Here is a 25789-nt window from a genome sequence, read left to right as displayed (position 1 = left end):
AAAGATAAATAACTTCAATCCTTACAATATTCTTTTACATATATTATCGGAATCAATGCATACATAGCTGCTGCATCTACAAGTTCTCTTTTCCATGTCATTTCATTTGGTGCATGGGCTTGGTCTTCATGTCCAGGTCCGAAGCCTATGCATGGTATTTTAAACCTTCCCATAATGGAAACAGCATTTGTTGAAAATGTCCACTTATCCACTAATGGTTCCTTTACAAATAAAGCTTTGTAAGCTTTTATTAGTGTTTGACAGGCTGGATGGTTTTCTTCTAAAACCCATGTTGGAAAATACGCTTGTGTTTTGTATACAAGATCCGTATATGAGGGTGATGAATATTCATACATGGAAACATCTGCTCCCACATTCCTTACAGATGGTAAGTTTCTTATTTGTTCAAGGGCATATTCCCATGTTTCTCCTTGTGTAAGTCTTCTATCTACAGAAATAGTACACCCATCTGCAACTGCACATCTTGAAGGTGATGAAAAGAATACTTCTGAAACAGTTAGTGTACCCTTTCCTAAAAAACTATCATCTTTTAGCCTTTCATTTAGCTCCTTCAGCTCCATTAAAATAGGTGCCATTTTATAAATTGCATTATCACCTCTTTCAGGTGCTGAACCATGACAGCTTATTCCTTTCGTTTGTATCTTAATTTCCATTCTCCCTCTTTGACCTCTGTATATATTGCAGGAAGTCGGCTCTGTTATTACTACAAACTCAGGAGTTATATTATCTTCATTAATAATGTATTGCCAACATAATCCATCACAGTCCTCCTCTTGAACAGTACCTGTAACTATTAATGTGTAGTCATCTTCAAGTTTTAAATCCTTTATTATTTTTCCGGCGTAAACCATTGAAGCCATTCCGCCTTTTTGGTCACTTGCTCCCCTTCCAATGATGATTTCTTCATCCTCATATCCAATGTATGGATCATATTTCCACTGACTTTTATCGCCTGTACCAACGGTATCAATATGGGCATCCATTGCAATTATATGTTTTCCATGTCCTATAAAACCCAATATATTTCCCATCCCATCTATTTCAACTCTATCAAAGCCTGCCTTTTCCATTTCAGACTTTATTCTTTTTACCACAAGCTCTTCTTTACAACTTTCACTAGGAATAGCTATAATGTCTTTTAAGAAATCTGATATATCCTTTTTATACTCTTCTGCTTTAGCAAGTACTTGATTAAAATCTATATTCACTTTAAACCTCCTAAAAAATTAATATGGTATGTTGTATTTTCCATCCCATACAACACTCCTGTAATTTACAGGGTCTGTTGCACCTTCCGTACTAAATAAAATAACAGTTGAATTTTGGTTTAAAGCTAATTTTTCCTTAATCTCTGTAAGCTCCTTTCTCTGCATTATGAGAGAAATAAATCCTGTACCTACTGCCCCTGATTCTCCTGAGATAACTTTTTCATCGTTTTCTAAAGGATTTGCTAAAATTCTCATTCCCCTCGCTGTTACATAATCAGGACACATAGAAAATGCATCTGAAAAGTCCCTTAGTATTTCCCAACCATATAATATTGGTTCTCCACAGGCAAGTCCTGCCATAATCGTTTCAAGTCCCCCTATTACTCCATGTGGTTTTCCATCATTGATTTCTGCTGACCTGAACATGCATGCAGCATTAACAGGTTCTATTACTGTAGTTATAGGATGTTTTCCATTAAAATAATTAACACAAAATCCAAGCACAGCTCCTGCCATGGCTCCAACCCCAGCTTGTATAAACATATGTGTAGGCTTTTTAATACCCATTTCTTCAATTTGCTCTAATGCCTCATAGGCCATTGCTGCATATCCCTGCATTATCCATATTGGAATTTCTGTATAGCCCTCCCATGCAGTATCCTGGACTATTTCCCAATTATTTTCTTGCGCTATTTTTACTGCATATCTAACTGTGTCATCATAGTTTAAATCTGTTACAATTGCCTTTGCACCAAGTTCTATAATTGCTTCAACCCTTCTTCTTGCAGTTCCCTTTGGAAGATAGACCACTGCCTTTTGTCCTATCTCCCTTGCAGTCCATGCAACTCCCCTTCCATGATTACCATCAGAACAGGTAACAAAAGTTATCTCTCCTGTTTTATTTTTTACTTCCTCTGATTTTAAGTAATTAAAGTTTACATCTTTTAATCTTAAATTTAATCTCTTACATATCAGTTTTGCTATAGCATAAGAGCTTCCAAGCACCTTAAAAGAATTAAGGCCTCCCCTTTTTGATTCATCTTTAACCAAAATAGACCTTAATCCTAATTCTTTTGCAAGGCTATTAAGATTCACAAGTGGAGTTTTCTTATAGTTATTCATAGTTTTATGAAAGCTTTTTACCTCTTCAAGCTTATCTATAGTTAAAAATGATGGAAATTTACTCCTTTTCACTTCTTCTCTATTACTTCTATAAATCATTTTTATACCAGATAATTTATTTTTACACATACACTGCCACCATACCTAAAAACTTATGATTCAATACATTTATAATCAAAGTCGCCTTTCATTATGCATATAATAATTTATATGTATAATTTACTGTAACCAATTAACCTCTTCCACGTTTTTTGGTATATAGATACACAACTCTATAATTAAATTTATTAAGAACCAAAATTATTTATCTTTAATTGTAAGCTAATAACAGTTAAGTAATGTATATAAAAATTTATAATGAAGGAGAGGTGAAGTCCGTTACAGAAATCTAATGTAAGGTTTTTTATAGATTTTAGGTAACGGGTTATAAATGAGAAAGAAAAAACTTGTTTGGGGACCTACCTTTGAAGAAATGCTTCATCCTGAAAGGATAAAAGAAGATATAAGAAAAAAAGCCCTTAAAGCTGCAAAGGACTCACCTTTAAATCCAATTAATCTTTATAATATCAACTGGACTGACAATAAAGATAACTTATGTTATGTAGTTATACCAAAAGAATTAACTGGAGTAGATGCAAACATAATCGTGTTATACAGCAAAAACTTTCCTACAGGCAGCCATAAGGTAGGTGCTACCTATTCAGTAGTACTTGAGAATCAATTAAGTGGCGAAATTATTCCTGGTCAAGATACGCTTATCTTCCCTTCAACAGGAAATTATGGTATTGGCGGTTCATGGACAGGAACTCGTATGGGATATTCTACAAAGGTAATTCTTCCTGAAATGATGAGCAAGGAGCGTTTTGAAAAGATAACTTTTTATGGTGGTGAATATATTAAAACTCCCGGATGTGAAAGTAGTGTAAGAGACATATACGATAAGTGCTGGGAATTAAAAAGAGAAAGTCCTAGAAATAAAATATTAAATCAATTTGAAAGCTTTGGTAACTACATGTTCCATTACTATGTTACTGGAAATACCATTTCAGAAATAACTAAAGTATTATATGAGCAGGGTATTGGAAATGGTAGAGTATCTGCTCTTGTTTCATCCATGGGTTCAGCAGGAACAATTGCTTCTGGTGATCGCTTAAAACAGCTATATTCAGAAACAAAAATAATAGGCTTAGAACCTATTCAGTGCCCAACTATATATAATAACGGCTATGGAACTCATGATATTCAAGGTATTGGTGATAACCATGTAACCTGGATTCATAATATTATGAATATGGATTCTATTATGTGTATTGATGATATAGAATGTAAAAAAGGCTTGCAGCTTTTAACAGATGAAATAGGTAAAGAATATCTTTCAAGTGAGCTTAAAATATCAAATGAAACAATAAATACACTTTCTGAGATATTCGGTATATCTGGAGTATGTAATTTAATCGGAGCAATAAAAACTGCAAAATACTATGAAATGACTTATAAGGATAATATTTTCACTATATGTACTGATACTATTGATCGCTATTATTCTATTATGGAAGATCTTAATCAAAACTTTGGTACAATGACAAAAACAGAAGCGGCTGTAAGATATCATTCTATATTCCATAACATAAAACTTGATTATATAGAAGAAGGAACCTTTAAGGCACGTAAAAGATGGCACGATCTTAAATATTACACCTGGGTTGAGCAGCAGAAAAAAAGTGTTCATGAATTAGATGCTCAAAAAACACAGGATTATTGGATTGAAAAGCAAAATGAAATACAAGGTATAGATAAAAAATTAAAAGAAGTAAGAGGATTTTAAGAATGGCTAAATAAAGCTGAGCAGGCATCGAGCCTATTAAAGATACACAACTTCAATCCTTAAACAATTGATGAAAATAGCCTCTACATGCAATGCTTTTTCTAGGATATATAAGTTCAATCATTAACGAATTTTAGGAAATAGTCTCGGCATTCAGTACTTTTCCTAAAATTCTTAATTCAATATGAACTTGTATATCATGAACTATAAATTCAGTTATGAAGTTGTGTATCTATGGATTTAATCAGATTTCACTTTGGAAATGGTACCAAACAAATAAAAATTTATCCCCCAACCTTTGTAGCTGGGGGACTTTTTATTATAGAAAAAATATTAATTTAAAACTACTTTTTACATGCAATGTTAAACTACTTGTTTAATATCTCTAAAGCTTCTTCACGATAAGCATCCATAAGATAAGGAATCTTGGTTACCTTTACACATTCCTCTGTTAAGGACATTAGCTCAGATCTTGATATAGACGAGATATTAAAACAACGTGCACCAGCCATTAATTGTTGCAATCCAGTTTTAAGCTTATCAGCATAGCTATATATACCAATTGCTCCTAGAGGTATTTCCTTAATTTCAGATGAACCAACCATATCTCTAACCTTTTCATAACAAACAAATATTTCCTCTGGTGTTGAACCAAATTCACTAACAGTCTTAGGAAGATCATTACTCTTCATCCACTGCTCTATATTCTTTCCAACCATTCCTGGTATCATAAGTGCACGGCCCATACAAACTGCCTTTACGTATGGAGCACCCAGTGCAAGAGCTTTGAATATACCATCTTCTGAACTAAAACCTCCTGCAAATGCAAGATCTGGAACCCTTTCACCTTTACTTTCAAGTATTTTTGCAAATTCATATGCTGCTGAATGAAGGTAAAGAGAAGGCATTCCCCATTCTTCCATCATTCTCCATGGGCTCATTCCTGTTCCACCAGAAGCACCATCAATCGTAAGAAGGTCAATTTTTGCCTTAGAAGACCATTTAATAGCCATTGCAAGTTCTCTTAATCCATATGCACCAGTTTTTAATGTAATTCTTTTAAAGCCAAGTTTTCTTAGTCTTTCAACTTCAGCTAAAAATCCATCTTCACTAATAAATCCAAGACGACTATGGCGCTCAAATTCTTTTATTGAACCTTGTTTAAATGCTGCTTGAATAACTGGATCAGATGGGTCTGGTGTTACTATATATCCTCTCTTTTGGAGCTCCAATGCTCTTTCCAAGGAGTTAACCTTGATTTCTCCACCAATACACTTTGCCCCCTGTCCCCATTTTAACTCAATGGTTTCAATTCCGTGTTTATTAATTATATATTCAGCAACTCCAAGACGAGTATCTTCAACATTCATTTGAATAAGTAATTCACCCAGGCCTTTGTGATAGCGTCTATACGCCTCTATCCTTCTATCCATATCAGGAGCTTCTTTTACCTTATTGTTACTATCTAATACTAACTCTGGATCAATTCCACAAACGTTTTCACCACATACAATAGTAACTCCAGAAATTGCAGCACCAACAGCAAAATGTTCCCAGTTTTTCCTAGCAATTTCTGTTGATCCAAGTGCTCCTGTAAAAATAGGCACACTCATTTTTACCTTTTTGCTCCAACCATACTCTGTTTCTGTATTTACTGCTGGAAAACGTGCTGTATCAGAATTTGCCTGTACACCATCTGGAAGTCCCTTCCCTCCAAATGCATACCCACAAATGTTTAAGTGTGAATAATCTACTGGATAATCCTTGTCTCCACCAGCAGTAATATCACCAAAAGGACCTGGATATAGTAGTTCTCTCCCTCTAAATGTAGCCTTAAAAACCTCACAATTTCCTTTGCAACCATCAACACACCTTGAACATAAGCCACTTGAAGGCACTACATTCTTAGAACGATTAACAGTTCTTGTTGAATCATTTCCATTTGGTCTTTGTAAATTCATAAATTTTCCCCCTTTAGTGCTAAAGTTGTAAACATATTACAAAGCTATTATACTAAACTGTAAAATATGAACTATATGGAAAATTATTTTAAAAACAATTTTCCACATATTTCCATTATAATATCATTTTAATATAATTGTAAATATTAATTGCCATTATAAAACCTCCTTGTGTTAGCTTCTAGATAAAACCATAAAAACACAAGGAGGTTATTATTATATTCATTTTGTGGAATTTAAACAGATTATTTACAACTGTTAGTCGATACTTAGGAGTTTCGTACGCATCTACTCAAAGCCTCAAAACTTCTGTATTTTTCGATAAATATTCTACTTGTTTTATTTTTTTTTCTTTTATCAATTCCGTTAAGTTCTTTCCAGTAAGCTTTTTAATTAAACTGCTATTTTAATCTATTCTCATAGCCCTCATTGCATTAAGCACTGCTATTATTGCTACTCCGACATCCCCGAAGACAGCTTCCCACATCGTTGCTACTCCAAAGGCTCCAAGGATCATTATGATAAGCTTCACACCAAATGCAAATACAATATTCTGAATCACTATGCTCTTTGTCTTTTTAGCTACTTTTATAGCAGTTACAATCTTTGATGGCTCGTCTGTCATAATTACTACATCTGCCGCTTCAATAGCAGCATCTGAACCAACGCCCCCCATAGCTATACCAACATCGGCTCTCGCCAAGACCGGTGCATCATTTATTCCATCTCCTACAAACACTAGCTTACCTCTTGAAGATTTTTGAGCATTAATCTCTTCTATCTTTTCTACCTTTTCATGAGGCAATAATTCAGCAAATATCTTATCGATCCCTAACTCTTTACCAACCTTTTCTCCAACAAAGGCACTATCTCCTGTAAGCATTACTGTTTTCTTAACTCCTATTTCCTTTAACTCTTTTATAGCTTTAGCTGAATCTTCTTTTATTTCATCGGATATTATTATATAGCCGGCATATTTGCCATCAAGAGCAACATGCACTACAGTTCCTGCTGTTTCAGGACTAGTGAAGGATATTCTTTCACTGCTCATTAGCTTTTCATTCCCTACCAGAACCTTCACACCATTAATTTTAACTTTAATCCCATGACCTGATACTTCATTATAGTTTTCTATGGAGTTCCTATTGATATCTTTACCGTATTCTCTTATTATTGAAGTTGCGATAGGATGACTTGAGTGGCTTTCCGCACTAGCTGCATACTCCAATAACTCATCTTTCGATACTCCATAGACAGGTTTTACATCAGTAACCTTGAATATTCCTTTTGTCAAAGTTCCTGTTTTATCAAAAACAACTACTTCTACGTTGTTTAAAGCTTCCAAGTAATTTCCACCCTTTACAAGTACTCCATTTTTTGAAGCTCCACCTATACCACCAAAGAATCCTAAAGGTATTGATACCACTAAAGCACACGGACAAGAGACAACTAAAAAGACAAGTGCTCTATATATCCATTGTGAGAATGTGGCTCCTGGAATAAGAAGTGGTGGTAAGAGTGCCAGTGCTAATGCTGAGAATACAACAACTGGTGTATAATACCTAGCAAACTTTGTTATAAAGTTCTCTGTTGGAGCCTTTTTACTACTTGCATTTTGAACCAAATCCAGTATCTTAGCTACAGTAGATTCTCCAAAGTCTTTGGTAACCTTAATAGTCAGAACACCATTTTTATTTATGGTACCACTTAAAACTTCATCACCTGTTGCTACTTCTCTTGGAATAGATTCACCTGTTAATGCTGAGGTATCAAGCACTGAGTTTCCTTCAATCACCATTCCATCAAGAGGTACTTTCTCACCAGGTTTAACTAAAATTACATCTCCGATATTCACATCTTCAGGCCAAACTTTTTGTTCTACACCATTAACTAATAAGTTTGCATAATCAGGACGTATATCCATCAACGCAGCTATAGATTTTCTTGAACGATTAACTGCAATATCCTGAAATAACTCTCCTACTTGATAGAATAACATAACTGCAACACCTTCAGGAAACTCGCCAATAGCAAAGGCTCCTATTGTAGCAATTCCCATGAGAAAATTCTCATCGAAAACCTGCCCTCGGGCAATATTTTTTAATGCTCTTAACACAACTTCTCCACCAACAAGAACATAACTTATAAGATATAGTAAAAGTTCTAAATCAAAGCTAAAGTTAAAAATAGTGGCTACTGCGAAAATAGCTCCACCAATTCCAAGTTTGATTAACTCTTTTTTATTATCATCTTTCTCATCTTCTTTATTGTTAACAGAGCTGTTTCTATTACTACTCTCAACTATTACATTTACATGTGGTTCTATTCTCTTTACAATTTTTTTTACATCTTCAGTGACAGAAACTTTATTTTTAGCATCCTGAAGCTCTATAATAAGCCTCTTTGACACAAAGTCCACAATAGCACTCATAACTTCAGGAAGACTTTGAGTTTCTCTTTCTATTTTTGCTGCACAATTTGCACAGCAAAGTCCATCAAGTAGAAGCACGAATTTGTTCGATTTAGCCACTTCTTTTTCCTTTACGGTAACATCCGGTTCAATGTTGGTCACAATTTGTTTTGTAGCAGCAATTAACTCACTTACCTTATCCTCTTCTTCAATCTCCATAGTTAGTGTCTTTGAAACAAAGTTAACTGATGCACTAGCAACACCGTTGAGTTTGCTAACTTTGTCCTCTATTTTAGCTGCGCAATTAGCACAACATAAACCATCAAGTAATAATCGTTTTTTTACTTTGAAAGATATATTTTTGGTATCCTTAGCTATGGATTTTATATCTTTACTACGAATCTTGCCCCTTTTAATTTTTCCATTCATACCAATCACCCCATAAATATATTAAAATTATTATTTTTCTCGGATATGTATCAATCCCTGATCAAAAATATGTTTTACATGATCATCGTCTAAGGAATAGTACACAACCTTCCCTTCTTTTCTAAACTTAACAAGTCTTGCTGACTTTAATACCCTAAGCTGATGTGAAACAGCAGATTGAGTCAATCCTAGTAAAGCTGCAATATCACAAACACACATCTCAGATTGAAACAAAGAACATAATATTTTAATCCTAGTAGTGTCTCCAAAAACTTTAAAGAGTTCTGCCAAATCATATAATGTTTCATCTTCTGGAATACATGCCCTTACCTTTTTTATGATATCCTCATGTATTATCGTACAATTACAACTTTCTATATAACTCTTTCTGTCAGTCATAGTAAAACCCCCTTCACCTGAATACGTGAATACTTGTTCATATATTCATTGTATGCTTATCTGAAAAATATGTCAATAAAACTTATAAATTTTAAATTAAATATGCAAATATACAGTAACTTAATATTAAAACCTTGTACTACTTTAGTGGTACAAGGTTTTAATACAATTCTGATCTTTTAAATAAAATTCAGTTATGAAGTTGTGCGTCTATACTCATTTCATGAAATTTAACGAGATTATTCTAATTTATATAACTTAATTATATATATCAGAAAATTCAATTTGTATTTTTTCAACATTTGTTTCATTTGTTAAATCTCTTTTTACAATTTCACTATCATTATTAGAAACAAGATTAACGGGTAGTGTTATTATAAATTCAGTACCTTGCTGATATATGCTTTTTACATCAATTTTACCGCCATGCATTTCAACTAAAGATTTAACTAGGGATAATCCTATACCACTACCTTCATGCCTTCTACTCAGTGAAGAATCTACTTGTTTAAATCTTTCGAATATTTGAGATAGTTTGTCTTCTGGAATCCCCACACCACTATCCTTTACAGAAATTATAACGTGATCACCTTTATCTTGTAGTACTACCTCAATAGTATCTTCTTCTCTAGTAAATTTAGTAGCATTTGAAATTAAATTAAGTAAAATTCTCTCCAATTTTTCTTCATCAAAAGCCATACTTTTTTCTTCTGTATTTGTATCAAAAATAATGGTTCTTGATATACCTTCTACATACGCTGCAGTTGACAGAACTATTTCTTCAGCAACTTCTACTATATTTTGATTTTTTAAATTTAACTCTACAAACCCTGAGTCAATTTTAGTAATATCAATTAAATTATTTACTAGTCTCAATAATCTATAACAATTTTGCTTTATAGTATTGGTATATTTGGTTAATTTTTCAATATTCTGTAAACCTTCGTCTTTATTTATATATAAAGAAAATAATTGTGCTGTAGAAAAAATAATATTTAAAGGGGTTCTTAATTCATGAGACATATTAGCAATAAATTCAGTTTTTAATTTATCATATTGTACTACTTCTTCTAATAACCGCTTATTTTCGGCTATAATATTATTAAAACTATTAGATAGCACTCCTATTTCATCTTTACTATTTATATCTGAACGTACTGTTAAATCACCCTTACCTGCTATTTCCATATATGATTTCAATTTATTAATAGGTTTTACTAAAGTATTAGTCATAAATAAAACTATAATTCCACCTAATAAAATTATTAATAATCCACTAAATAGTGTTATATATAAAATTGAGGTAGATGAAGATTTTAAATCATCATAATTAGCAGTTGTAACGATATACCAATCCCAAGGTTCAAAATATCTATAATAAGCTATCTTACGAACTTCTTTATATGTATATTCAATTCTTCCATTTTTAGTTGAGATTATCTTTTTAACAAAATCATATTCACTTGCATTTTGCCCTTTATCGCTAGAATGAACAAGTATTTTTCCAGTTGAATCTATTATATATACATAACCTGTTTTTCCAATTTTAATATCATGTAGTGTTTCTTCCAAATAATTGTTAAGTACGTTATTTACTATAGCTATTGCGCCTATAACCTTCTTATCCTTATCTAATAACGGTTTATATCTTACTAAATAACTCTCCCCTTCAAATGTAATTCTAGTACAAATCTCTTCATTATTAATTATTTTATTATAGATATTTGAATCACTAGAAATATATGTTCCAACAGCCCTTTGATTATCCTTAGTAAGATTTGTAGATATTCTTATTAACTTATCATCATGTAGTAAAAATATACTAGCTATTGTGCCTGTAGATTCTTTTATATCATCAACAAACGTAGTATCTAATGATAACCTTTGTTTTCCAGCATATAAAATTGGCAAATCATAATCTCCAACCTTTATGCGTTGAGTATTATCTACATTTAAATCACCTAAACTATTTAATAATTTCTCTGCAAAATTTAAATCACCGTAAGACTTTTCTTCAAGTAAATCATTTCTTACGCTTATTGTAGTATTAATTAATTCTGTTATACGTTCACTTTTTTCTGTCACTTCGTTAAAAACTGCATCTTTTGATTCTTTCCCTATTAAGAATCCTAATACACTTACTGTAAATATAATTAGTATTAAATAACTACTAACTAACTTAAATTTAATACTCATACACTTAATCCTTTCCCGTTAACAATTAAAAACATACTTTTATATTACATTATAATTTTATTTAATTCTACATTTTTCCTCAAATTATTCTGTTTTTTTAAATATAATTTTTAGTAAAAATTTATAGCAGAAGTGCAGATAATAATTATATAAAATTATAAAGCTGAATAGGCATAAAACCTACTCAGCTTTAGTGAGAATTTGCTTAATTTTTCTTATTTATTAAGTATATTTAAAATCAATACTAAAACTATAAAATAATATAGTTAACTATTAATTTTCTACTGAAATACTAGCATTAGGTTTAAGATCATATAGCTGAACAGAGTTTCCTCTATCGAATCTGCCACCTTTTTGATTTTCAATTTGTGAAGAGTTTTTGTCATTATTACTTGAATTGTCATTTTCACTATTTAACTTAGTTGAATCAGCCCATTCACTTTCTGAAACAGCTCTTCCATTTTCTTGAATCCAATTAGTTATTTCATTATTTCCACCAGGACCTCCGCCATTTATTATTGCATATCTAACAACACCGTCACTGACTAATTGCTTAAATTGAGCTAAAGTAAGTATATTATCTGATCCGCTAAATCCTCCTAGTGTCATTACAGATTCCCCAGTTTTAATTATTATATCAGAAGCATAGCCCGTTGCGGATGGAACTGCAACCAGATATTTTTCATTTGTCGTATTAGCTTTTAAAAATTCAACAAGCTTCGTAGTAGTATCAGTATTAGAATTACCCATCCCTATATTAAAATTATTCATACCTTTATTTGATATAAGCCCTAATCCAGCTGATGGGAAGGTTCCGGACATTCCATAGAACATTGTAGTAGAAGACCAAACTAGAGGGGCTACTAAAAGCCCTACCAAAGCTGTACTTAATAACATTTTCTTTAGCTTTATATTTGCACCTTCTGAACTAAGTTCTTTATTCTTTATTAAATTAATAAAAATAAGTATCGCTGAAGATAGGAAGCATAAAACTGCCAACACTATCATTATGATCTTAGCTATATTTGATGTACTGTAATAGTAAGACAGTATCAATGTTTGAACTAACCCATCTGCAATAAGTGCTGCTGGCAAAATCCAAGATTTCCATCCACCTTCTTTATGAAGCTGCCACATTGATACAATTCCAATCCCTGTCAAAGCTGCAATTGGTGCTGCAAGCATAGTTAAATAGTACGGATGAAATAATCCTTTTGTATAACTAAAGTATATAAATTCAGGTAACAACCACATAGACCACAATATTAATGATAACTTTCTTTTATTATTGAAAGGAAGATTAAATTTTTCTTTTATTGCCGCTGCTGCAAATCCAAATATAGCTAGTGGTAATAACCAAATTATTTGATCTGATAAACTATTATTAGAAAATAATCTTGTTATACCAGCTTCTTCATCACCTCCGAAGGTACCTCCTCTGCCACCTCCGTTAGGTTTCCCCATATTATTACCTCCTGGTCCAGGTCCCATTGTACCTTGTCCACGTTCTTGATTATCGCCATTTGGATGATCTCCAAGCATCCCTTGCCCATCACCATCATAAGTACCTTCATGCATTCCCTGACCTTGACTATTATCACTTGGTGGCTCTCCAGGAGTTCCTTGTGCTAATTGGCCCTTAGTTGTACCAGAACTAGCATCAGTCCCCTCTCTAAATTGCCCTGGACCTTCACCATCTTTTCCTTGATTTCTACCACCAGGGGTTGATGTACTACCTATACCAAGTCTCTCTAATCCATTATGACCAAATATAAGTTCCTTAACTGTATTATTTGTACTACTTCCTACAAAAGGTCTGTTCTCTGCAGGCACTAAATCTACAATAAAAGCCCAAGAAAATGAAACTAACAGAAGAACAACGGTACCTAAAGCAAGATGTGTTATTCTCTTTTTAATAGAAACTGCGTTGGAAAGAAGATATGTTATATATAAAGCTGGAGCTATCATGTATGCTTGAAGCATCTTTATATTAAAACCAATACCCACAATAGCTAAACTTATTATAAGATATTTTAATTTTCCTTTTTCAGCAGCTATAGAAAGAGCCCAACAAGCTAAAAGTAGAGTTAAAACGAGTAAATTATCACAAGTATTATTTCTGCTTACTGCAACAAAAACCGGTGTTACTGCAAGACATAGTGCTGAAATAAGACCTGCTATACTTCCAAAAGTTCTTTTAACAATAAAATATATTATTCCAACAGAGATTACTCCTGCAAGAGCTTGTGGAAGAATTATACTCCATCCACTAAAACCAAATATTTTAGCAGATATAGCTTGAATCCAAAAACCTAGCGGTGGTTTATCTATAGTTACAAAACCAGCAGGATCAAAAGATACGAAGAAGAAATTTTTAAGACTCATGGTCATACTTTTTACACCAGCAGCATAATACTGGTTTGCATATCCGTCTATACTTAAATTTGTAAAGTTTAATATTACAGACAATATTAAAATTAGTGACAATATTAAAGTTTCTTTCGTAAGTTTTATTTTTTTCATTTATTATTCCTCCTTATAATGTAGCACACAACACAAGTCGTATAGATAAACAACTTCACAACTAAATTGACTAAGTATTGAAGTTGTTTATCTTTATTACACACTAAATTACGTTCCTTTAATTCTTTATATTTCAGTTCACACAACCTTTTTAAAATTTAATATCTATACCTAGCTAAATACCCAAAACTTATATGCAAGAAAATTTGTTATTTGAGATATAATTGTTGCAATTACTTTAGATACATACACATTTAAATTTAAACCTTTTACTAAAAAGTTTATAGATATTATTGTTATACTAAGTGAAATTAAGTTAACAACAATAAATTGCACAAGTTCGTGAAATGTCTTTTTATTAGAATTTTTATCCTCGAATGTCCATTTTCTATTAAGTATAAAACTGTTTGCAATCCCAAAACTATATCCTATAACTTGACTAGTAATATAACTTAATCCAACTAATCCATGAAATATTGTAAACATTAGAAAATCTACAAAAGTATTTGCCATCCCTACCACTGAAAACCGGCTTATATGCTTAAGTTTTCCATATAAAAAATAATTAACTGCATTAGCTATTGATTTCATATTTTTCATCAACTCGCTTATAATTTATTTTACTCTCAATTATATATAGAGGTCTGCATTTACTTTCATCAAAGATTCTTCCGATATACTGTCCCATCATTCCAATTCCGCAAAATATTAGCCCAAACATTATAAGATTGACTGCTAAAAGCAAACCAAAATTTAATATATTCACGTTGTTAACTAAACCTTCTATAATAACAGTAATAAGTGAAAGTACGCCTATTATAAATGTTAAACTTCCAAAATAACCAGCAATCACAAGTGGTTTATATGAAAAGGATGTTATTCCATCGAAAGCTAACTTCATCATTTTTTTTAAAGAATATTTAGTCTCTCCCGCTAATCGCTCCTGTCTTACAAACTCTACAAAGGTCTGCTTATATCCAACCCAACTAACAAGCCCTCTTACATATCTATTTTTTTCTGGAAGTGATACTAAAGCGTCACGTACTTTTCTATCTATAAGTCTAAAATCGCCCGTATCTACTGGAATATCAATAGTTGTCATACTCTTTAACAATCTATAAAACATCGTTGCAGTAAATTTTTTAAAAAAGGTTTCTCCCTCTCTTTTAACTCTTTTCCCATATACTACGTCATATCCTTCTTTCCACTTTTTAATCATTTTTAACATTACTTCTGGAGGATCTTGAAGATCTGCATCAATTACAATAACAGCATCTCCTAATGCTGTATCCATTCCTGCTGTTATAGCAGCCTGATGTCCAAAATTTCGTGAAAAATTCACAAGCTTTATTTTTTCATCTTTTTTACATATCTTTTCTACCTTATCTCTTGTACGGTCTGCACTTCCGTCATTTATAAATATAATTTCATAGTTTTCTTTAGTTGTATCCATAACCCCTTTTAGCCTTTTATAACTCTCGTCAATAACAAGTTCCTCATTGTACAAAGGTACTACAACAGAATAAACTATTCCATTTATCATTTTTATCACTCCATTCAATTATGAGTTATTCATGTTTCTTTATTTAGAATTATAACTTGCAATTGTTGCACTAATATCAAAATATTATGTGAAGTTTATGTGATTAAAAAAATAAAATTGAATAGGCTAGAGCCTATTCAATTTTATTCAGATTTTATTTTGTTGAATGGTAACAAATAAAAATAAATTGCCTAAATTAAAACTTGTTGTTTTTATTAAAAGTATTAATTATTATTTCTTATTTATCATTAATATATATGCTAATAAAATATTTTAGGTACACTCTTTGAAGCGATAATATTAATTCCTGTACCTAAAATATTTTCAATAATAATATCACCTACACTTACAGGAGCTTCTATTTCTACTTTTTTCAATATTTCTATTATCTTTAATATTGTATTTTTAGGAATTGATTCTTTACTTCTTACTGGTAATCTTTTTATAAATCCATTATTAATTTTTATTGTTGCGGTTAAAATTCTAGCAGGATTTGTTATTTCTTGTTCTGCATATTTTTTGCCTTTCTCACATCTATATCCTATAATATCATAATTCCCTGCGCTTAATTCATGAATGTTCATCTTACATCCATTAGGGCAAACAGTACAAATAACTTTGAAAACCAATTACTCTCCCTCCTCAATTTAACTTAATATAGCGCTATTTCTATACCTTATTAAATGTTACATAAATTTTTTATATAGATAGCTGCATTTTTTCCAGCTGTAATAGCTTCTTCTGTAACATAATCTACCAAATTATGTACTCTTACTACATTTCCACAAGCAAATATGCCACTTATAGTTGTCTCCATTAAGTCATTTACAACTAGCCCTCCGGTTTCATTTTCAATTGCTACCCCTGCATTCTTTGCCAATTCATTTTCAGGTATCAATCCTACAGATAACAAAACGGTATCACAATCATACCTTTTTTCTGTTTTAAGTATAGGTTTCTCATTTTCATCCACTTGAGCAACCACAACTCCTTCTACTCGATGCTGCCCTAAGATTTCTATTATAGTATGTCTTAATAATAAAGGTATTTGAAAATCATTAAGACATTGAACTATATTTCTATACAATCCTCCTGGAGCAGACATTTTTTCTATAACCGCTAGTACTTCTGCTCCTTCCAAAGTCATTCTTCTAGCCATAATTAGCCCTATATCTCCTGATCCTAAAATAACAATTTTTTTACCAACCATAGATCCTTCAATATTAATGTATTTCTGAGCAGTTCCAGCAGTAAATATACCAGCTGGTCTTTTACCCGGAATTCCTATTGCCTCCCTTGTTCTCTCTCTACATCCCATTGCTAAAATAATAGCTTTTGCTTTAATTTTTAAGAAGCCATCTTTTGAATTTACAATATTGAGATATTTATCATCTGTTATATCTAAAACCATTGTATCTAATTTATATTTAATTCCCAGCATATTTAATTCGTTAATTAATCTTTGTGCATACTCAGGTCCTGTTAATTCCTGCTTAAAAATATGTATTCCAAACCCACTGTGTATACATTGATTTAGTATGCCACCTAATTCTAATTCTCTTTCGATAATCAATATATTATCTATTCCATTTTTCTTTGCTTCAATTGCTGCAGACAAACCTGCTGGTCCTCCACCTACTACTACAATATCATAATCCAACAAAATAACATCTACTCCCTTTCTGTTAGTATATAAGAGTTATCACCATCATATAAAATTTCGTGCATTTCTTTTCCCAACTCTCTAGATAAAATTTCTACAATCTTAGGTCCACAAAATCCACCTTGGCATCTTCCCATAGAAGTTCCTATCCGTTTTTTTATTCCTTTAACTGTAGCTGCACCGGCATTTCTATGTATTGCATCTACAATTTCTCCTTCCGTAACAGTTTGACATCGACAAACAACCCGACCGTATCTCGAATCTTTCTTTATCAACTCAACCTTTTCATCATCCTTTAATTCTTTAAATCGAATGACTTTTCTTCTTCTTGGGTTAAAATCTTCCTTTTCTATAAAATCTTCTTCACTCCCTTCAAATATACTCCTTACAATTTCAACAACATACTCTGCAATTGCAGGTGCACAGGTCAATCCTGGTGTACTAGTACCTGCCACATTAATGAATCCTTTTACTTCTTCTAATTCCTCTACAATAAAATCCCCTGTATCTACTTTTGCTTTTAATCCCGAAAATGATCGTATTACTTGATTAAAAGGTATACTATTACAGGTCTTCATTGCCTTTTTCCGTATATTATTCAGCATATGTGATGTTGTTTCTATAGCTTCCTTATCATCAATTACCTCTAGACCAGGACCTATCATTAAATTATTATGAATCGTTGGTATGAGTAAAACCCCTTTTTCATTGTCTATTTTGCATTGAAGTATGACACTATTTACTAAATTACTAGTCCCTTTATCTAATACAAAGTACTGTCCTCTCTTAGGAGTAATTTTAAAACTAGTGGAGGTTGCTATCATATCATTAATCTTATCTGCATAGATTCCAGCACAATTAATTACATACTTTGCTTCTATTTGCTTTTGTTTCATAATGATTTTAAACTTTTTATCGATCTTTTTTATATGAGTTACTTCACTATTTAGTAGTAACTTTACACCATTATCAATGGCATTTTCAGCTAGTGCAACGGTCATTTCAAATGGAGAGATAATACCACATGTAGGAGAATATAAGGCAAACTTAATGTCAGGATTTAAGTTTGGTTCCATAGTTAATACTTCCTGTTTATTAATTATTTTAAGACCGGGTACTTTATTTTCTACTCCCTTTTTATATAGTTTTTTAATTTTCTCTTCATCCTCTTCATTAAATCCAATTACCAATGAACCTATCCTCTTAAAAGGCACGTCCAATTCTTCACAAACTTTATCATATAATTCATTTCCTCTAGGAATTAATTTTCCTTTCATTCTATCTAATTTAGAATGATATCCATCATATATAATTCCGCTATTTGCCATAGTTGCTCCATTTGCCACATCATTCTCTTTTTCAATGATGATTATATTTATTTTATATTTAGATAATTCTCTTGCAATAAAAGTACCCATAATTCCAGCTCCAATAATAGCTATATCGTACATAACTTTCCCTCCTATATTTTTAGTTTCATACTTCTTAAGTAAGAATAACTAAACAGGCATAGAGCCTGTCCAGTTTTATTTAAATTTTATTTTGTAAAATGGTAGTAGACGAAAGATAAAAAATACTCTCCACATTAGAATCAAATGTTAATACTAGACTTACTGCATTTTTACTGATTGACAGCAAACAAAAGATTTCTCTGTCCAACGTCTAAACCGACAATTATAACAAGATATTAGTTCATCATCAACAATTTCTTCCTCATTATCAATTTTAAAAAACAAACAGTTTTTAGCTTCTTTTACAGCTCCTGACCAATCGTTTTTGCCACCAAAAAATTCTCTTTCATTTCTTTCATTTATGAACCACATTAAATTTCATCTCCTCATACTTCCTTAATTGCTGTTTGGAGCAGGTTTTCCACTTAACTCCACAACTTTCTTCATTTACTTCATCAACTAAAAGAACAAACTCTCCCTCCACCAAAACAGTTTTTACTAAATTACCCAAAGCTATCATTTCATCATCTTCTAAATATCTTCCTTCTACGCTTCTCACTTTATCAATGTTATTATAAGAACAAAGTTCTGAAACCTTAATAATATTATCTGAAGTTTTAATTTTGTGAGAGCCTTTAAACCAACCGTCATTGCCACTCAATCTAAGACCTGCCCCAGCAAGAGCCCCTATAATTCCTTGTCCTGTACCTCCATGTTCGGAAAGATGTATCTTTAGTTCTTTTGCCAAGTCATAAGCATTTTCCTTAGTTAATACTACCCTTTTAGCTTTATAACCGAAATCTATAAGCTTTTTATTATCTTTCAAATAATCGACCACCACTACACACAACCCAGGATCCGATTCTGGTTCGCTTTCACGTTGCAAGAAATCAACAGTATAGTCTATTATGTTTTGTAAATATTTCGCTTCTATTTCTGCTCCGAAACACATGGAACTATTATGAGAAGTATACGGTATATCTTTATGAAGCAATAATTGGTGTCTTGTTACTGCATACCGTTTACCCCAACCAGAGCTTTCTATGGTATTAGCTATAATTTCTGCCAGTGTTCCAGTTCCTCTACTATCTATGCTGTCTGTATCATCAATACATAAAAGAATATACATAATTTTAACCTCCTAAAATTAAAAATAGATTATAAATATTTGAAATTAAAAAAGAAGCCTCTTTATCACTAACTTTCAGTAAGCACTGATATAATAAGACTCCTTTGTCACTTAAATTACTTTTTATATACTTTCTTATTTATCCTAAGCAAAAGCTTTTTAGATCAACAATACTGGTTTAGATTAGCAATCTTTACGTTATTAAACACACAATTAAGTTAAGCAATACTACTCCAATAACAATTATATCTATCCTTTTATAATGTAACCCAGTATCAATTTTTGAACTTGACTTACCATGATAGCATCGGCTCTCCATTGCAATAGCCAAATCATTTGCTCTTTGCAATGATGCTGCTAAAACTGGAATTACAACTGCCAACATACTTTTTAATTTAACAAAAAAGCTGCCTGATTCAAATTGTGCACCTCTTGATTTTTGAGCACATTTTATATTTTCAGTTTCCTCAATAATTGTTGGAATAAATCTTAATGATATGCTAATCATCATAGACAACTGATTAACGGGAATGTGTAGCTTAACCAAAGGGGAAAAGAGCGACTCCAACCCAGACGCTAATTTCATTGGAGATGTTGTCATGGTTAATATAGTAGAACATAAATAAATTGCCATAAACCGAAATGCTGTTATTATTCCTAAGTAAACGCCTTGTTTTGTAAAATTTATTGTTCCTATATGGAACAATATTTCACCATCAGTAAGAATAGACTGAAAAATGAAAGTCATCACAAAAAGTAGTATGAGAGATTTTAAACGCAAGAAGAACTTATAAATGTTTATCCAAGATAGCAACATCGCTAAAATTAAGGTACAAATGTTAAGCAAAATAATTAACCCATTTGAATTTATTAAAGTTGAAGAAGCAATAAACATACAATAAATTAGTTTAGTTCTTGGATCTAAATTATGAACAATTGAATTTTCCTTAATATATTGTCCTGGCTTAAGCATGTCCATTTTTAACTCCTCGTAATAACAACTTATCTAATTCAATTTCAATATCTTCTAAATTAATACTCCTAGTATTAACATTTTCATACCGTTCTGATAGTCTATGCATCAGTTGGATATAATCAGGAAACATTTTATAGTACATGTTTATAATAGTTTTTTGACTCAGTACATCACTTGTTACTCCAAAAGAAACTAGCTTCCCATCCTTAAGAACAGCTATATGACTACATACTGAAATCAATTCACTTAGATTATGAGATACAATAATTATAGTGGTATTTCTATCCTCTTTTATTTTTTTTATAATATCTATAATCTTTTCACGACCTAACAAATCCAATCCGGCTGTAGATTCATCTAGTATAAGCACTTCAGGTTGCATTGCAAGTACACTAGCAATAGCTACACGCCTACGTCCCCCTCCACTTAGACTTAATGGAGGTAACTTTTCTATATACTCATTGTCTAATCCAACTTTATCTAATGCTTCCTTAACCCTAATCACAATTTCTTCTTTACTAAGCCCCAAATTTTTAAGTCCATAAGCTATCTCATTAAAAACTGTATCTTCAAATATCTGCTGCTCAGGGAATTGAAATACCATACCAACTTTTTTCCATAACTCATTTCTATCCTGTCTATTGGATATCTCTTTTCCTAAAACTTTTATACTTCCATCTGTAGGCTGCAATGTTCCATTAAAATGTTTCAGAAGTGTTGATTTACCAGAGCCATTCTCTCCAATAATTCCAAGAACAGCTCCCTTTTCCACCGAAAATGTTATATTATCAAGTAATTTACGTTCATGTGGAGTATCAGCATAATATGTGTAAGTCAAGTTTTTCACTTCAATAATTTGCATATAAATCCCTCAATTTGATTTAATGTTATAATATTATTATCAATTTCATGTCCTCGCTCTCTTAGTCTGTTAAGTAAGCATACAATTTTAGGTGGACTTATCCCTGCTTCTTTAAGTTTTTCAGGATAAACAAATAACTTACAAGGAACATCATCAAGATATATTTCACCTTTATTTAGTATAATCAATCTATTGGCTTCAATCACATCTTCCATAAAATGTGAAATTAAGACAATCGTCATCCTGAACTCTCTATTTAAAAATTTTAATGTATCCATAAGTTCACTCCTGCTTATATTATCAAGCATCGAAGTTGGTTCATCTAATATTAAATAATCAGGTTTCATTGCCAAAACAGAAGCAATAGCAACCTTTTGTTTTTGACCTCCTGAAAGTAAATGAGGCGATTGATATCTAAGTTCTTCCAAACCTAGAACGCTTAAAGCCCAATCCGTCCTTTCTTTAACTTCATGATACGAGAGACCAAGATTTATTAGTCCAAAAGCAATATCTTCTTCAACAACAGGATTGACAATCTGATTATCAGGATTCTGGAACAGCATGCCAACCAAACTTCTAATCTTCTTAATGTTCTTTCTATTTGATGTATTCATTCCATTAATCTTTACTTCCCCTGAGGAGGGAAGAATTAATCCGTTTATCATACGAGCTAGTGTGGATTTTCCAGAACCATTCATACCTGATATTCCTACGAAATCTCCTCGTTCAATAGTCAGTGTAACATTACTCAATGCCATCTTCTCCATGGAGCTATTAGCATTAAATATTTTTGATACATTTACAAAACTAATACTTTCATGCTCCATTTATTTTCACCTACTTATAATATAAGATTTTTTAACTAAATAAAATTCCTCAATCCCCTCCCTTTTTCAACGCAACTTTTCTCTTCATCGTTAGCTTTTATCCACTAAATATTGATAGAAATTAACTGCTATAAAAGCTCCATTTACTATGATTAGTCCCAATTGCTCAACCTTGGTTTTAACCGTTTAATAATAACAGCTGCCAAAACTCCACCTATTGAACCATACAATACATGAGATAGGGCCACATAACCCAGCCCTAACGTGAGGAACAACACTGGTATATTTACAATAATCCCTATAACAGTACTAACAGCCAATTTTGACAAACTTGCTAAAGCACCGCATATAGCTCCAATAATTGGTGATTCAAGTCTGTAGCTATATAATGGTGCAAGAAAATCAAGCAGTAAACCTGGTATAAAATATTTTAAGAAAACAAATATTCCTTCCTTTCCAAGCCCTAGAATAACAGCAAGAATACCTGATACTATACCCATTATTATTCCTGAACCAAATTTTCTAATCAGTCCCTTTCCTACTAAAAGAATACCCATCCACCAAATGCTTGTATGTCCTGGCATATGTAAAGGCATGTGTAGTATATCGTTTATTACCGCATCAAGGGTTCCAAACATTGTTGCCCTAAGCATATCGCCCAGCCTTAGGTTAAACATATATTCTCCCTTAGGAAAAGAATTTCTTTCAACTATTTGTGTCATATCCTTCAATGTCATCATCCTCCTAATTTAGTTTCTAATACTTATTTCAGTAACCTCTTTAACTAAAAACTTTGAATCATTATTTTTCTTATATAAATTAACAGTCCCATTAGATTCTAAAACTAGTAGTAAGTCGTCGTTAATATCCTCTTTATGCAAAACAAAAGTTTCTTTCCTATATTTCCCAGTCACTTCAATCTGTTCAAATTCACTAACACCGACTGCATTAATTGTTAATAGAAGTGAAGGTCCCATGGATACATCATCCTCCTGTGAATTCTGTTTCATTAATTGTGTGAGTATATCAGCACTCAAAAAAGCAATTACTTTCCTTTTTTCAGTGATCTTTATAATTTCACCTGATTTTAGTCCCTGTTGCTTAATTATATTTTCAAATAAGTACGAACCGACTGTAAGCAGGAAAATTAATAATATACTAATGACTATCCATTTTTTCTCATTCATAATATTCTTGTCCTAAACCTACAGTTTATTTCTCCTTTCTTTTCTGTTCTTCTTTTCATAAAAAATCTCAGTTGCTATCCAGCAAATAAACAATGAACCTGCTATTACTGCCAACCAATTATTTAAAATCATATTTCCCAATAAATATATTTGTTGATTAACAGATTTGTCCCCATCGTTATGTATCACTGATTCTTCATTTGCTTTGACAGTTGAGTCACCATCTTTACTATTTTCATTTTTCTGTTCATCTAAATTCCTTACTTCACTACCTTTTTCAGCCATATTCTGCTCAGTAACTACTGCATTATTTTCATTCTCTTTGTCTTTCGTTATCTCTTGTTTTTTTGTCTTGAACGAAATAGTTAAGTCTTTTCCACCTGTAGCACTACCAATTGTAGACTGTCCATTTTTAGAGATTAGTTGAGGTCCTACTTTAATATAGTAGGTTTTTCCAAATTCAAGAGCATTTACAGGTTTGATAAAAACATCCTGCCTATGATCAAAATCAACAGTATCATCTATTTTACTAACGACAATAGGAATATTAACATTACCTCCTGTAGAAAGACTAAAACATTTTCTGTTATTTTCCCAAACAAGCATGTTAACAATATTCTTATCAAACTTTAGAATGAATTTTGGTTCTACAGTTATTCCATCTTCAGCATCTATTTTGCTTCCATCTTCAAGTGTACAAGAAACAAAACTTAGAGGTTTAACACCACTTGAACCAGGCATACCTTCCCCTTGTCCATAAGCACAAACCGTAGTACTAAATAAATAAATGATTATGAACAAAAAATTCTTTAAAATATATTTTCGTATAAAATTTTTCATTTAGCTATCACCTTCCTTTTAATGAATATTATTAGAAAACTTTTGTGATCAACACACCCTCCTTATCATTAACAAGTAACAAAAGATAATACTAATAAACAAAAAGGAATCTTTTTATGCATAGCTTACAATAAGCAATGCTCAAAAGACTCCTTCGTCAGCTTAATTACTTTATTATCATTTCACAAATCACTAAACATAACAAAAGTATATAATAAACTACACTTTCCGTACCATTTTTAATAAATATAAATTATATTGTTATGTTTTGTAATTTTATATCAATTAACGTTAATTTTTATTAGATTATACAATATAAAAAATAACAATTCAACACTTTATTAACATTTTGTATATTTTTTATTAATTTAAGAAACTTTATGTAATTGGCATTCGATTTAATCATTAGATTGTCAGCATACTAGATGCATAAAAAAAGAGCAACGATTTTCTTTATCCTCGCCCTTTAATTTCTAATACACGAAAAGACTTGCCTCAGTATAACTGACAAAACAAGTCTTCTAATTTTTAGTCAGGCTTTTTCAACTTCTTCCACAATTTTTATCTGTTCGGTTGTTTCTGTATTTTCTATATAAACAACATTTTGTTCCAAAATGCTTTCTTCAATAGTACTATTGCAAACCTCAACTTTAGTTAATAATGTTAAGCATTTTGAAACTTTTTTATTAACTATACCTACACCTAATAAAACAAATGCAATGCCTCCATATACAGCAATTGGTTCAAATATTCCTGGGAGTAATTGCGTTGGTATTAATTCATTAATAACAGTAGCTTCGGGATACCCCTGAGTTACATATTGATTAACAGTATCTCTAAACAACAAAATATTATTAACTAATAATGCAATTCCAACGAGCCCTACAACTGCAGCAACAACATACAGAACAATTGAAATAGGAGATTTTCTTGATTTTTTAGACATATTTTTATCCTTAAGCTTCATAATAATTTGTCTCCATTTCCGCCGTTAAAGGCTATACTATAAATTTAAATCTAATACTTATCTAGTATAACATCTTCTTCTATTAATTTATTCATTACTTATCTTAAAAATTATATTATAAATATTCAACAACATTCTTAAACCTGCTAATAAAAGTCAATACTTTTTTTTAGCAGGTTTTCACGTTTTATCTTTCATATTTTATTGCACACCAACTAAGCCAGTTTAGCTTGTCTCACCCTGGCTTCAA

At 31.7% G+C, this 25789-nt stretch carries 22 protein-coding genes; 1 reads left to right on the top strand and 21 read right to left on the bottom strand.

Annotation, left to right across the window (positions count from 1 at the left end):
* Window positions 1-14 precede the first annotated feature (14 nt).
* Both CPJCM30710_RS09615 and dpaL read right to left on the bottom strand, forming a co-directional pair.
* The gene (locus CPJCM30710_RS09615) at window positions 15-1223 is read right to left on the bottom strand and encodes a YgeY family selenium metabolism-linked hydrolase (RefSeq protein WP_407644986.1); all 1209 of its coding nucleotides are present in this window, start codon (window positions 1221-1223) and stop codon (window positions 15-17) included.
* A 24-nt stretch (window positions 1224-1247) separates the two neighbouring features.
* Entirely contained in the window at window positions 1248-2480 is a 1233-nt protein-coding gene (dpaL, locus tag CPJCM30710_RS09610; RefSeq protein WP_212903964.1) for a diaminopropionate ammonia-lyase, read from the bottom strand.
* A gap of 301 nt (window positions 2481-2781) precedes the next feature.
* Here dpaL and CPJCM30710_RS09605 point away from each other — a divergent pair, with 301 nt between their 5' ends.
* Window positions 2782-4176, top strand: coding sequence for a PLP-dependent cysteine synthase family protein (locus CPJCM30710_RS09605; protein WP_212903963.1), 1395 nt, complete (start codon window positions 2782-2784; stop codon window positions 4174-4176).
* Between the two features lie 368 nt (window positions 4177-4544).
* Here the strand turns inward: CPJCM30710_RS09605 and CPJCM30710_RS09600 are convergent, their stop codons facing one another.
* From CPJCM30710_RS09600 to CPJCM30710_RS09510, 19 genes are all read right to left on the bottom strand, one after another.
* A complete protein-coding gene (locus CPJCM30710_RS09600; protein ID WP_212903962.1) occupies window positions 4545-6137 on the bottom strand; it encodes an FMN-binding glutamate synthase family protein in 1593 nt (530 codons plus the stop codon).
* 406 nt (window positions 6138-6543) lie between these two features.
* The gene (locus tag CPJCM30710_RS09595; protein ID WP_212903961.1) at window positions 6544-8976 is read right to left on the bottom strand and encodes a heavy metal translocating P-type ATPase; all 2433 of its coding nucleotides are present in this window, start codon (window positions 8974-8976) and stop codon (window positions 6544-6546) included.
* Window positions 8977-9006: 30 nt separating this feature from the next.
* A complete protein-coding gene (locus tag CPJCM30710_RS09590) occupies window positions 9007-9375 on the bottom strand; it encodes an ArsR/SmtB family transcription factor (protein ID WP_212903960.1) in 369 nt (122 codons plus the stop codon).
* 258 nt (window positions 9376-9633) lie between these two features.
* Window positions 9634-11571: a Cache 3/Cache 2 fusion domain-containing protein gene (locus tag CPJCM30710_RS09585; protein WP_212903959.1), complete on the bottom strand. Its 1938-nt coding sequence runs from the start codon at window positions 11569-11571 to the stop codon at window positions 9634-9636.
* A gap of 273 nt (window positions 11572-11844) precedes the next feature.
* Window positions 11845-14094: a glycosyltransferase family 39 protein gene (locus CPJCM30710_RS09580; protein WP_212903958.1), complete on the bottom strand. Its 2250-nt coding sequence runs from the start codon at window positions 14092-14094 to the stop codon at window positions 11845-11847.
* Window positions 14095-14265: 171 nt separating this feature from the next.
* Entirely contained in the window at window positions 14266-14685 is a 420-nt protein-coding gene (locus CPJCM30710_RS09575; protein WP_212903957.1) for a GtrA family protein, read from the bottom strand.
* Complete coding sequence (locus CPJCM30710_RS09570) at window positions 14669-15637, bottom strand: glycosyltransferase family 2 protein (protein ID WP_212903956.1); 969 nt, start codon at window positions 15635-15637, stop codon at window positions 14669-14671. The genes CPJCM30710_RS09575 and CPJCM30710_RS09570 overlap by 17 nt, the downstream gene beginning before the upstream one ends.
* A gap of 260 nt (window positions 15638-15897) precedes the next feature.
* Window positions 15898-16266, bottom strand: coding sequence for a DUF1667 domain-containing protein (locus tag CPJCM30710_RS09565; protein WP_212903955.1), 369 nt, complete (start codon window positions 16264-16266; stop codon window positions 15898-15900).
* Between the two features lie 50 nt (window positions 16267-16316).
* Window positions 16317-17300, bottom strand: a complete 984-nt coding sequence (locus CPJCM30710_RS09560; RefSeq protein WP_212903954.1) for an NAD(P)/FAD-dependent oxidoreductase — start codon at window positions 17298-17300, stop codon at window positions 16317-16319.
* A gap of 8 nt (window positions 17301-17308) precedes the next feature.
* The gene (locus CPJCM30710_RS09555) at window positions 17309-18751 is read right to left on the bottom strand and encodes an NAD(P)/FAD-dependent oxidoreductase (RefSeq protein WP_212903953.1); all 1443 of its coding nucleotides are present in this window, start codon (window positions 18749-18751) and stop codon (window positions 17309-17311) included.
* A gap of 159 nt (window positions 18752-18910) precedes the next feature.
* Window positions 18911-19123, bottom strand: a complete 213-nt coding sequence (locus CPJCM30710_RS09550; protein ID WP_212903952.1) for a hypothetical protein — start codon at window positions 19121-19123, stop codon at window positions 18911-18913.
* Window positions 19107-19880 carry a hypothetical protein gene (locus CPJCM30710_RS09545; protein WP_212903951.1) on the bottom strand — a complete coding sequence of 258 codons (774 nt, stop codon included), beginning with the start codon at window positions 19878-19880 and terminating at the stop codon, window positions 19107-19109. Before CPJCM30710_RS09545 ends, CPJCM30710_RS09550 begins: the two co-directional genes overlap by 17 nt.
* Window positions 19881-20073: 193 nt before the next feature.
* Window positions 20074-20859: an energy-coupling factor transporter transmembrane component T family protein gene (locus CPJCM30710_RS09540; RefSeq protein WP_212903950.1), complete on the bottom strand. Its 786-nt coding sequence runs from the start codon at window positions 20857-20859 to the stop codon at window positions 20074-20076.
* Entirely contained in the window at window positions 20846-21718 is an 873-nt protein-coding gene (locus CPJCM30710_RS09535; RefSeq protein ID WP_212903949.1) for an ATP-binding cassette domain-containing protein, read from the bottom strand. Before CPJCM30710_RS09535 ends, CPJCM30710_RS09540 begins: the two co-directional genes overlap by 14 nt.
* Window positions 21700-22545 (bottom strand): energy-coupling factor transporter ATPase, encoded by an 846-nt coding sequence (locus CPJCM30710_RS09530; RefSeq protein ID WP_212903948.1) that lies wholly within the window; start codon window positions 22543-22545, stop codon window positions 21700-21702. Before CPJCM30710_RS09530 ends, CPJCM30710_RS09535 begins: the two co-directional genes overlap by 19 nt.
* Before the next feature lie 152 nt (window positions 22546-22697).
* Entirely contained in the window at window positions 22698-23267 is a 570-nt protein-coding gene (locus tag CPJCM30710_RS09525; RefSeq protein ID WP_246503512.1) for an ECF transporter S component, read from the bottom strand.
* A gap of 27 nt (window positions 23268-23294) precedes the next feature.
* Window positions 23295-23732 carry a hypothetical protein gene (locus CPJCM30710_RS09520; RefSeq protein WP_212903946.1) on the bottom strand — a complete coding sequence of 146 codons (438 nt, stop codon included), beginning with the start codon at window positions 23730-23732 and terminating at the stop codon, window positions 23295-23297.
* An 18-nt stretch (window positions 23733-23750) separates the two neighbouring features.
* A complete protein-coding gene (locus tag CPJCM30710_RS09515) occupies window positions 23751-24572 on the bottom strand; it encodes an Ig-like domain-containing protein (RefSeq protein WP_212903945.1) in 822 nt (273 codons plus the stop codon).
* A 532-nt stretch (window positions 24573-25104) separates the two neighbouring features.
* Window positions 25105-25539, bottom strand: a complete 435-nt coding sequence (locus tag CPJCM30710_RS09510; RefSeq protein ID WP_212903944.1) for a hypothetical protein — start codon at window positions 25537-25539, stop codon at window positions 25105-25107.
* Window positions 25540-25789 lie beyond the last annotated feature (250 nt).

The sequence above is a fragment of the Clostridium polyendosporum genome (assembly GCF_018332455.1).
Classification (GTDB): domain Bacteria; phylum Bacillota; class Clostridia; order Clostridiales; family Clostridiaceae; genus Clostridium_AY; species Clostridium_AY polyendosporum.
This window is presented reverse-complemented; position numbering and strand designations above follow the sequence as displayed.

What these genes read in the sequence shown, in the direction of transcription:
- dpaL (WP_212903964.1), bottom strand. Translation starts at nt 2,480, where the DNA reads ATGTGTAAAAATAAATTATCTGGTATAAAAATGATTTATAGAAGTAAT.
- CPJCM30710_RS09605 (WP_212903963.1), top strand. Translation starts at nt 2,782, where the DNA reads ATGAGAAAGAAAAAACTTGTTTGGGGACCTACCTTTGAAGAAATGCTT.
- CPJCM30710_RS09600 (WP_212903962.1), bottom strand. Translation starts at nt 6,137, where the DNA reads ATGAATTTACAAAGACCAAATGGAAATGATTCAACAAGAACTGTTAAT.
- CPJCM30710_RS09595 (WP_212903961.1), bottom strand. Translation starts at nt 8,976, where the DNA reads ATGAATGGAAAAATTAAAAGGGGCAAGATTCGTAGTAAAGATATAAAA.
- CPJCM30710_RS09590 (WP_212903960.1), bottom strand. Translation starts at nt 9,375, where the DNA reads ATGACTGACAGAAAGAGTTATATAGAAAGTTGTAATTGTACGATAATA.
- CPJCM30710_RS09585 (WP_212903959.1), bottom strand. Translation starts at nt 11,571, where the DNA reads ATGAGTATTAAATTTAAGTTAGTTAGTAGTTATTTAATACTAATTATA.
- CPJCM30710_RS09580 (WP_212903958.1), bottom strand. Translation starts at nt 14,094, where the DNA reads ATGAAAAAAATAAAACTTACGAAAGAAACTTTAATATTGTCACTAATT.
- CPJCM30710_RS09575 (WP_212903957.1), bottom strand. Translation starts at nt 14,685, where the DNA reads ATGAAATCAATAGCTAATGCAGTTAATTATTTTTTATATGGAAAACTT.
- CPJCM30710_RS09570 (WP_212903956.1), bottom strand. Translation starts at nt 15,637, where the DNA reads ATGATAAATGGAATAGTTTATTCTGTTGTAGTACCTTTGTACAATGAG.
- CPJCM30710_RS09555 (WP_212903953.1), bottom strand. Translation starts at nt 18,751, where the DNA reads ATGTACGATATAGCTATTATTGGAGCTGGAATTATGGGTACTTTTATT.
- CPJCM30710_RS09550 (WP_212903952.1), bottom strand. Translation starts at nt 19,123, where the DNA reads ATGTGGTTCATAAATGAAAGAAATGAAAGAGAATTTTTTGGTGGCAAA.
- CPJCM30710_RS09545 (WP_212903951.1), bottom strand. Translation starts at nt 19,880, where the DNA reads ATGTATATTCTTTTATGTATTGATGATACAGACAGCATAGATAGTAGA.
- CPJCM30710_RS09540 (WP_212903950.1), bottom strand. Translation starts at nt 20,859, where the DNA reads ATGGACATGCTTAAGCCAGGACAATATATTAAGGAAAATTCAATTGTT.
- CPJCM30710_RS09535 (WP_212903949.1), bottom strand. Translation starts at nt 21,718, where the DNA reads ATGCAAATTATTGAAGTGAAAAACTTGACTTACACATATTATGCTGAT.
- CPJCM30710_RS09530 (WP_212903948.1), bottom strand. Translation starts at nt 22,545, where the DNA reads ATGGAGCATGAAAGTATTAGTTTTGTAAATGTATCAAAAATATTTAAT.
- CPJCM30710_RS09525 (WP_246503512.1), bottom strand. Translation starts at nt 23,267, where the DNA reads ATGACACAAATAGTTGAAAGAAATTCTTTTCCTAAGGGAGAATATATG.
- CPJCM30710_RS09520 (WP_212903946.1), bottom strand. Translation starts at nt 23,732, where the DNA reads ATGAATGAGAAAAAATGGATAGTCATTAGTATATTATTAATTTTCCTG.
- CPJCM30710_RS09515 (WP_212903945.1), bottom strand. Translation starts at nt 24,572, where the DNA reads ATGAAAAATTTTATACGAAAATATATTTTAAAGAATTTTTTGTTCATA.
- CPJCM30710_RS09510 (WP_212903944.1), bottom strand. Translation starts at nt 25,539, where the DNA reads ATGAAGCTTAAGGATAAAAATATGTCTAAAAAATCAAGAAAATCTCCT.